A 512-nucleotide genomic window follows, 5' to 3' on the forward strand; every position below is an offset into this window, starting at 1 on the left:
AAGGTCGCCGCCGCCGACCTGGCGAAAGACAATATCCGCGTCAACGCGGTCGTGCCTGGTTTCATCACCACCAACATCTTCACCTCGGCGCTGGGGCTGGAAGGGCAGGCGCGCGACCACGTCAACGGCGTGATCGCCCAGACTGCCGCCAAGGCGCAGCCGGTCAAGCGCGCTGGCCGGCCAGAGGATATCGCCGCGGCCGTCGCCTATCTTGCCAGCGACGACGCGAGTTTCGTCACTGGCACGCATATCCTGGTAGACGGCGGCATGCTGATCGGCACGCGCGCTAGCTGGGATGACTCGGTGCCCGGCCTGTTCTCCGCGCTCGAGGCCGCATCGGCGTGAGCGACGCCATGATCGACGCGGCGGGCGGCATCGCCGTCCCGGTCAAGCGCCGCCTGAAGACCAGCGTGACGATGGCCTATGGCTTCGGGTCGGTCGCGTACGGCGCGAAGGACGCCGCGTTCGGCACCTTCCTGCTGATCTATTACAACCAGGTGCTCGGGCTGAAT

General features: G+C 67.0%; 1 protein-coding gene. It reads left to right on the forward strand.

The window, feature by feature from the left end; all coding sequences use genetic code 11:
- A partial coding sequence (locus D7Y13_RS42195) for an SDR family NAD(P)-dependent oxidoreductase (RefSeq protein ID WP_120631089.1) occupies window positions 1-345 on the forward strand: 345 nt, incomplete at its 5' end.
- Window positions 346-512 lie beyond the last annotated feature (167 nt).

The sequence above is a fragment of the Corallococcus praedator genome (genome assembly GCF_003612125.1).
Lineage (GTDB): Bacteria > Myxococcota > Myxococcia > Myxococcales > Myxococcaceae > Corallococcus > Corallococcus praedator.